7 protein-coding genes are annotated in these 7,484 nt (G+C 67.0%); 4 read left to right on the forward strand and 3 right to left on the reverse strand.

What is annotated here, in order from left to right:
* The first annotated feature begins 11 nt into the window (after positions 1–11).
* The 3 genes from ACGFNU_RS50405 (at position 12) to argG (ending at position 4,051) form a co-directional block, all read left to right on the forward strand.
* Complete coding sequence (locus ACGFNU_RS50405) at positions 12–974, forward strand: zinc-binding alcohol dehydrogenase family protein (RefSeq protein WP_392604061.1); 963 nt, start codon at positions 12–14, stop codon at positions 972–974.
* A gap of 112 nt (positions 975–1,086) precedes the next feature.
* On the forward strand, positions 1,087–2,592 hold the full coding sequence (locus tag ACGFNU_RS50410; protein ID WP_392604063.1) for a hypothetical protein: 1,506 nt from the start codon (positions 1,087–1,089) through the stop codon (positions 2,590–2,592).
* A gap of 28 nt (positions 2,593–2,620) precedes the next feature.
* Entirely contained in the window at positions 2,621–4,051 is a 1,431-nt protein-coding gene (gene argG / locus ACGFNU_RS50415; protein ID WP_392604065.1) for an argininosuccinate synthase, read from the forward strand.
* A gap of 28 nt (positions 4,052–4,079) precedes the next feature.
* Here the strand turns inward: argG and ACGFNU_RS50420 are convergent, their stop codons facing one another.
* Complete coding sequence (locus ACGFNU_RS50420; protein ID WP_392604067.1) at positions 4,080–4,883, reverse strand: SAM-dependent methyltransferase; 804 nt, start codon at positions 4,881–4,883, stop codon at positions 4,080–4,082.
* Between the two features lie 64 nt (positions 4,884–4,947).
* Positions 4,948–6,078: a DUF5753 domain-containing protein gene (locus ACGFNU_RS50425; protein ID WP_392604069.1), complete on the reverse strand. Its 1,131-nt coding sequence runs from the start codon at positions 6,076–6,078 to the stop codon at positions 4,948–4,950.
* 312 nt (positions 6,079–6,390) lie between these two features.
* Between ACGFNU_RS50425 and ACGFNU_RS50430 the strand changes: the two genes are divergently transcribed.
* Complete coding sequence (locus tag ACGFNU_RS50430; RefSeq protein ID WP_392604071.1) at positions 6,391–7,002, forward strand: hypothetical protein; 612 nt, start codon at positions 6,391–6,393, stop codon at positions 7,000–7,002.
* 173 nt (positions 7,003–7,175) lie between these two features.
* On the opposite strand, the gene ACGFNU_RS50435 is transcribed toward ACGFNU_RS50430, so the two are convergent.
* Positions 7,176–7,484 (reverse strand): HNH endonuclease signature motif containing protein (locus ACGFNU_RS50435; RefSeq protein WP_392604073.1); only part of this gene is annotated, 309 nt, incomplete at its 5' end.

Consider the following 7,484-nt stretch of genomic DNA (forward strand, 5'->3'; position numbering starts at 1 on the left):
GTGGAGGACTCATGCGACGCGTGCGCTATCACGCTCACGGCGGCCCCGACGTCCTGACGATCGAGGAGACGCCCGTCCCCCGGCCCGGTCCGGGCCAGGTGCTCATCCGCACCGAGGCGATCGGCCTCAACTACGTCGACGTCCAGATCCGCCGCGAGGTCCGGCCGGGCTCGCTCTACCACCGGCCCCTCCCCGCCACGCTCACCGGGGACGTCGTCGGGACGGTCGAGGAGGCCGGCCCGGACACCGACCCGGCGCTCGTCGGCACGCGGGTGGCCGCCCTGCACGAGGACGCCTACGCCGACTTCGCCGTCGCCGACGTCGAGTGGCTGGTCCCCGTCCCCGAATCGCTCGACCTCGGCGCCGCGACCATGCTGCCCATGGTCGGCGTCGTGGCCCTCGGGGCGCTGCGCATGGCCCGGGTGGACGCGGGGGACACCGTCCTGATCACCGCCGGCGCGGGGACGATCGGCCATCTCGCCGTGCAGCTGGCCAGGCATCAGGGCGCGCGCACCGTCATCGGCACCGCCGGCTCCCCCGCCAAGCTCGACCTCCTGACCAAGCTGGGCGCCGACGTCGCGGTCGACCACACCCGGCCCGACTGGTTCGAGCAGATACCCGCCGGCGTCGACGCGGTCGTGGACGCCGTGGGCGGCCGAATCCTGCACGACGGCATCGGGCTGCTCTCGCCGTTCGGCCGCGCGGTCACCTACGGAGCCGCCGCCGGAGACCTGACCAGTGTGCCGGTGACGAGCCTGTTCGCACTCAAGTCACTGTCGGGGTTCTCCTTCCTGGCCTGGCGCGGGGCCGACCCCGCGCGGGTCCGTGCCGACATCGCCGAGGTCACCGGCCTGCTCCAGGACGGTCGCCTGCGGGCCCTCGCCGACACCCGGCTGCCCTTGACCGAGGCCGTCCAGGCACACCGCCTGCTCGAAGAACGCACGGTCCTCGGCCGCGTCCTCCTGATTCCCTGACCCGCTCCTTCCCCCGGCCATCCCGGAATTCAGGGATGGCCAATCGGCCGGACTCGTCCCTAATTTGGTCATTACACGTCCGGGGACGGGGAACAGGGGAACGGGGAATGCCATGACCACTCATGCCGGGACGGCCGGGACGCCTTATCATGGCGAACTGACCGGAGGATTCGGGCTGGCCGATTTCGTGGGTCCGGCCGAGCAATGCTCAACATGCAGAAGCGACAAGCCCGTCCCGACCGATCTTTTCTGCCGGGAACAAGACCACTTCCTGCCTCTGGTGAACTGGGACGGCGCGGCCAGGGCGGGCCTCGTGGCGACCGTCGCCGCGATGATCTACGGCCTCTTCTGGCTGGCCGCCGAAAGGGCCTCGTCGGTGCCGATCCTGCTGGCCACGGGCATGGTCGGGCTGGGCGTCTGCCTCCTGCCGCTCCGCACCCACCGGAGAACGGTATGGCTGGCGGCGCTGGCCTACGTCACCTCGTTCACGGTGATATTCGCCGGGCACGCCACGAATGGCGGAACACATCACCGGTTCGTCGTCCTGGCCTTCTTCGTCGCACTGGCGATCCTGGCCGTCCATGCCGTCTTCCTGCTCCACGACGAGGCGTCCACCGATAAAGCGATCTTTTCGCGGGGCCCCGGGAATGGCCTGGTGGAGCTCGGCGCCGTGCCACTGATCGTCGCAATGTTCAGCGGGGTGTCATGGGTGTTGTCGCCCATGGTCGTGGACGACCCGAACGTTCGCGAGTACGAATTGGGAACGGCCCTTTTCGCGCTGTGCCTGACGTCGCTGGTCGTCGGCGGCGTCGGCCTCGTCGAGGGCCTGGGCGCCGTCGACGAGGACGCACCCGGCATCCGGCTCCCGTCCCGTGGCCCCCGCGTGGACTGGCACGCCCGCCCCAGTACCCTCCGGCGCGGCGGGCGCGGCACCGTGATCGACCGGATCGCCGAGCTCACCTGGGCGACGATCACCAGGCTGGCCGACGCGGTACGGATCATCATGGTCACCACGGCCCGGGTGACGGTCAACACGCTGCTCGAACTCGGTCACCTGCTGCTGCGCCTGCTGATCCATATCCTCAACCTGCTCATCAGGCTGGTCTTCGTGCTGGCCAAGATGATCAGCGCCGTCACCATCAGCCTCGTCGCGGGCGCCGCCAAGATCCTGGCGATCGCGATCTCCTTCGCCGCGCTGAGCCTCGTCAACCTGGGCCTGCCGGTGGCGGCGCTGCTCGGCGCGGAGGCCTGCGCCGTCGCCCTGTCCGAGCACGGCCGCCGCTACCTCCTCGAGGGCACGCTGACCGACCTCTGGTGGTTCATGATCCAGTCCGCGGCGGCGCTCGCGCTGGTCACCCTCGCCTGGATCCTGATGGCGGACCAGCGACCCCGCGCGTCGCTCCGCTCGGCGTACCGGTCCGCCGCCAGCACCGGCCCCCGGCTGCTGGTCTTCGTCGCGCTCGGCGGCTGGCTCCTGACCGTTCTGACCGTCTTCGATCTGGGCCGGATCCACGCGGGCTGGGCCACCTGGACGGCGAGCGCGGTCCTGCTGGGATCACTGGCGGTATCCCAGTTCCTCCGGGACAAGCCGAAGAATCTCCCGGCGGGGTTTGCATGACCATGCACAGCAGTGCATACTCTTACCTATGTCCAAGGTGCTCTCCTCCCTCCCTGTCGGCGAACGCGTCGGGATCGCCTTCTCCGGCGGCCTCGACACCTCCGTAGCGGTCGCGTGGATGCGCGAGAAGGGTGCCGTGCCGTGCACCTACACCGCTGACCTGGGTCAATACGACGAACCCGATATCGCCTCCGTCCCCGGACGTGCCACGGCGTACGGCGCGGAGGTCGCCCGGCTGGTCGACTGCCGGGCGGCCCTCGTGGAGGAGGGCCTGGCGGCCCTGGCCTGCGGCGCGTTCCACATCCGCTCCGGCGGCCGCGTCTACTTCAACACCACGCCCCTCGGCCGGGCCGTCACCGGCACCCTGCTCGTCCGCGCGATGCTCGAGGACAACGTGCAGATCTGGGGCGACGGCTCCACCTTCAAGGGCAACGACATCGAGCGGTTCTACCGCTACGGCCTGCTCGCCAACCCCTCCCTGCGGATCTACAAGCCGTGGCTGGACGCCGACTTCGTCACCGAGCTCGGCGGCCGAAAGGAGATGTCGGAGTGGCTGCTCGACCGCGACCTCCCGTACCGGGACAGCACCGAGAAGGCCTACTCCACCGACGCGAACATCTGGGGCGCGACCCACGAGGCCAAGGCCCTGGAACACCTCGACGCCGGCATCGAGACCGTCGAGCCGATCATGGGCGTCCGCTTCTGGGACACCTCCATCGAGATCCCCGCCGAGGACGTCACGATCGCCTTCGAGCAGGGCCGCCCCGTCTCGATCAACGGCAAGGAGTTCCCCTCCCCCGTCGACCTCGTCCTGGAGGCCAACGCGATCGGCGGCCGGCACGGCATGGGCATGTCCGACCAGATCGAGAACCGGGTCATCGAGGCCAAGAGCCGCGGCATCTACGAGGCCCCGGGCATGGCGCTCCTGCACGCCGCCTACGAACGCCTCGTCAACGCGATCCACAACGAGGACACCCTCGCCACCTACCACAACGAGGGCCGCCGCCTCGGCCGCCTCATGTACGAGGGCCGCTGGCTCGACCCCCAGGCCCTGATGCTGCGCGAGTCCCTCCAGCGCTGGATCGGATCGGCCGTCACCGGCGAAGTGACCCTCCGCCTCAGGCGCGGCGAGGACTACTCCATCCTCGACACCTCCGGACCGGCGTTCAGCTACCACCCGGACAAGCTGTCCATGGAACGGACCGCGGACTCCGCCTTCGGCCCCGTCGACCGCATCGGCCAGCTCACCATGCGCAACCTCGACATCGCCGACTCCCGCGCCAAACTGGAGCAGTACGCCCAGCACGGCATCGTCGGCGGCCAGCCGATGATCGGCGCCGCCCAGACCGCCCTCATCGGCGCCATGCCCGAAGGCGGCGCCGAAGCGATCGCCTCCCGAGGCGAGGTGCCCGCCGACGAACTCCTGGACAACGCGGCCATGGAAGCCGGCACCGACTGACCCCGCCCCCTAGGCGCCGCCTAGGGGCTCAGGTTTTACGGCCCACTCCGCCGCACATGTTGACGTCGACGGGCTTGAGGGGACTCGGATCCGGACGCCAGCGACGGACGGGCACCACGCCGGGCTCGACCAGTTCCAGGCCGTTGAACAGCGCGCGGACCTGTTCGGGGTCACGCAGCCGGTAGGGCACCGCGCCGGTCTCGTCATAGCCCTCCTGGGCCTTGAGCAGATCCGGATCGGTGGCGGTGCCGTCGTAGATGGCGAGGTAGCTACCCGCTGGCAAAGGCCGTAGGAGTTCTTCGACGATCGAGACGACCCTGTCGTAGTCGGTGACATGGCCCAGGATCCCCATGAGCATGAGCGCGATCGGCTGGGAGAAGTCCAGGAGTTTTCCGGCCTGATCCAGGATGTCCTCGGGACGCGTCAGGTCGGCGTCGATGTAGTAAGTGGCGCCCTCTGGCTTGCTGGTCAACAGAGCCCGGGCGTGGGCCAGCACCAGCGGATCGTTGTCGACGTAGACGATGCGTGATTCGGGGGCGGCGCGCTGGGCGACCTGATGGGTGTTGTTCTCGGTGGGGAGCCCCGTGCCGATGTCGAGGAACTGCCGGACGCCCTGTTCGACGGCCAGATGGGTGACGACTCGGCCGATGAACTCGCGTGAGGCTCGCGCCATGTCGAATATACCGGGGAACGTCTCGGCATACTGGTCGCCGGCCTCCTGGTCGACAGGGAAATTGTCCTTGCCCCCCAACCAGTAGTTCCAGATCCGTGCCGAATGCGGGATGCTGGCATCGATTTCGCCGCCGACAGGATACCGGGGGTCGGCAGTCATGATTCGCCTCCGCAGGGTGTGCCGTTTCCTCCATGACACCAGACAACCCGCGCCGATGCACGAATTAATGATCTTCTGGCGGAAGCCGGTCAAGAACATCCAGGAGCATGCCGACGGTCACGTGCGGCAACAGCGCCTTCACCAGCAACGCGTTGTATCGAAGAGCAAAGTACGAAACTTTGTCATGCCCAGTGTGATAGATGCCGAGAGCGTGATGCTCTAGATACACCAGATCCGAATAGCCAGGTTCGGTGAACCGCGTGATCGCCATCGGAATCGGGCGCAGCAAGAGCTCAGCTTCCTCATCGGCAACGAACTGCACGGTGATGTGCTGGAAGTTGGCCATTGTGATCAGATGCTTCAGCTGCTCACGCATGATTGCGGGTGGAGTATCCCGATCCCGCAATGCCCGCTCACCGATGACCACCAGATAGTTGGGCGGATCGGACCGTCGCAAGAGCTCCTGGCGCCGCATCAGCAACTCGACCCGCCTGGCCAGCGTCACGTCATCAATGCCAGGGGAATCCTGCCTGATGACATATCGAGCATAGTCAGCTGTCTGAAGCAGGTCCGGAAACCGGCTCGGGCCGTAGTAACGGATCTCACTGGCCTCCCACTCCAGGGTCAACTGGGGCCCGGACCATTCGGTCACAATGTCGCCGTATTCGCTCCACCAGGCAGTAGCCCGCCGTCGGCGGGCGTTGGCGAGCAGCCGCTCGGTGGCTTCCTGGCGCCTGCGGTGCTGGCCCGGCCCGACAAGCCCCATCTCTGCCAGCCCCTCGGGAGCGACAGCAGGGGCGATGCCCGTCGCGTCGGCCTCCTCAAGGTCCGCAGCGAGGCCTTGGTTCGATGCGGCGCCGGAGTGACTGGCGCTTCTGTTGAATCGCCGTCGCAGTTCCCGCAAGGAATGCATGGCGCGAGCGTCCAGCCTGTCGTCCTGATCGGCTATCCAGAACAGCACTGCCCAGAACGATGACACCTGGCCCCACTTCAGAGTCTGCGGAACCAGCCTCAGCAGGTCATTGGCAGTGGAGCGAGGCAGCCGCTCGACGCGGACACCGGCCACCACCTGACCTTCCAGCCGCACGGAGACCCGATAAATATCCGCGAACGTAGGAGTGTCTGCAATGCGGCGATTGTCCGCAAGCAGGGTGGCAACTTCGGCGAACGGGTGATCGCGATCTCTCTCCGTCACATCCCTGGTCCGATCGCTCGCGTGGTCATGGCCTGCCCCTGACGACCATCGTCCTATCAGAGCCGACACTAGACCGGACCATATTGCACAACAAGTCATGAATCCACGGACCACGGACCTTAATCAGGACGGATTGCCACATTCCCACCTAGAACGACCCGGATACCAATCAGTACATCCGGGAATAGCCGGGTTGATCCATTTTTATAGCGCCGGACGCAGCGTGGACCGCACAGTTGATTCCGCCACCCGACACGGAATGAGAATTCCTGCCCGGTGCACCCCTCAACGACCAAGGGAGCCACGCTCACGATGAACCCCACCCTGATCGGCGTCGACATCCCCCGCTTCGGCGACCCACTCCGCACCGACGACGTCCAGCGGGTCCTGCGCCATGGCCTGTACGAGCAGATGAAAGACGCCTTCCACGCGACCGGCGTGCCATGGCAGGCCTGCCATCACGAAGATCGTGGCGACGGAATACTGATCGTTATCCCACCCGACGTGCGGGCGGCCGAGATCCTGGGTCCGCTGTCTCAGCACCTCACCGCAGGGTTGCGCCGCTCCAACCAAGCCGCCGACAGCCTCTGCCGGCTGAGGATGCGGATCGCCGTGCATGCCGGAGAGATCCACCGGGACGACTACGGACTCCTCGGCCAGCCCCTCATCCTGCTCTACCGGCTCCTGAACGCGCCGACCTTCAAGGCGGCGCTGGAGAACGCACCTAACGCAGATCTAGGCATCCTGGTCTCCGACCAGCTCTACAAGGACGTGGTCACCTCCGGCCTAATAGATCCGGACGCGTACCAGCGCCTACCTATCGACCACAAGGAAACCCACACCTGCGGACACCTGTGGCTACCCCAGCCACCGAGGACGGCCATGACGAGCCGACGCCGAGCTGACGCACCTGGTGGGCGCTAACGTCCCCGATAACCGAGCACAGCCTTGCACTCCATAGGAACGGCACGGCCCCATCGCGTGATGCGGTGGGGCCGTTGAAGGCTTGCCGTGGAGCGACTATCCGATGTTGGGCGTGCCTGTAGGCCCGGTGTGTTGGTTGCGCCGGGCTTCAGGCTGGATCGATGGGGGTGGGGTCAGGCCGCGTGGTGGTCGTTGCGCCACGGGTTGTCGGCCTGATCGACCAGTCTTCGTCTGGATCGCGCTGCTTTCCCCTTGGGCGGCAGGGTCCGGTAGACGAAGCGTCCGTCCTCCCCCTGACTGATCTCTATCTGCTCGGGGTTGGCGTGCTTCCATCGGTTATGCCAGCCGCAGCACAACGCCAGCTTGTCGATGTCGGTGGGGCTGTTGCCCAGTGCCCATCCATCGACGTGGTCGATCTCGCACAGGAGGCCGGGTACTTCACAGCCGCGGACCGCGCAGGTGTCGTAGAGGGTTTCCAGCAC

The sequence above is a fragment of the Spirillospora sp. NPDC048911 genome, from assembly GCF_043198015.1.
Taxonomy (GTDB): domain Bacteria; phylum Actinomycetota; class Actinomycetes; order Streptosporangiales; family Streptosporangiaceae; genus Spirillospora.

Excerpts from the sequence above, each read along its gene's own strand:
- ACGFNU_RS50405 (WP_392604061.1), top strand. The coding sequence starts at position 12 with ATGCGACGCGTGCGCTATCACGCTCACGGCGGCCCCGACGTCCTGACG.
- ACGFNU_RS50410 (WP_392604063.1), top strand. The coding sequence starts at position 1,087 with ATGACCACTCATGCCGGGACGGCCGGGACGCCTTATCATGGCGAACTG.
- argG (WP_392604065.1), top strand. The coding sequence starts at position 2,621 with ATGTCCAAGGTGCTCTCCTCCCTCCCTGTCGGCGAACGCGTCGGGATC.
- ACGFNU_RS50420 (WP_392604067.1), bottom strand. The coding sequence starts at position 4,883 with ATGACTGCCGACCCCCGGTATCCTGTCGGCGGCGAAATCGATGCCAGC.
- ACGFNU_RS50430 (WP_392604071.1), top strand. The coding sequence starts at position 6,391 with ATGAACCCCACCCTGATCGGCGTCGACATCCCCCGCTTCGGCGACCCA.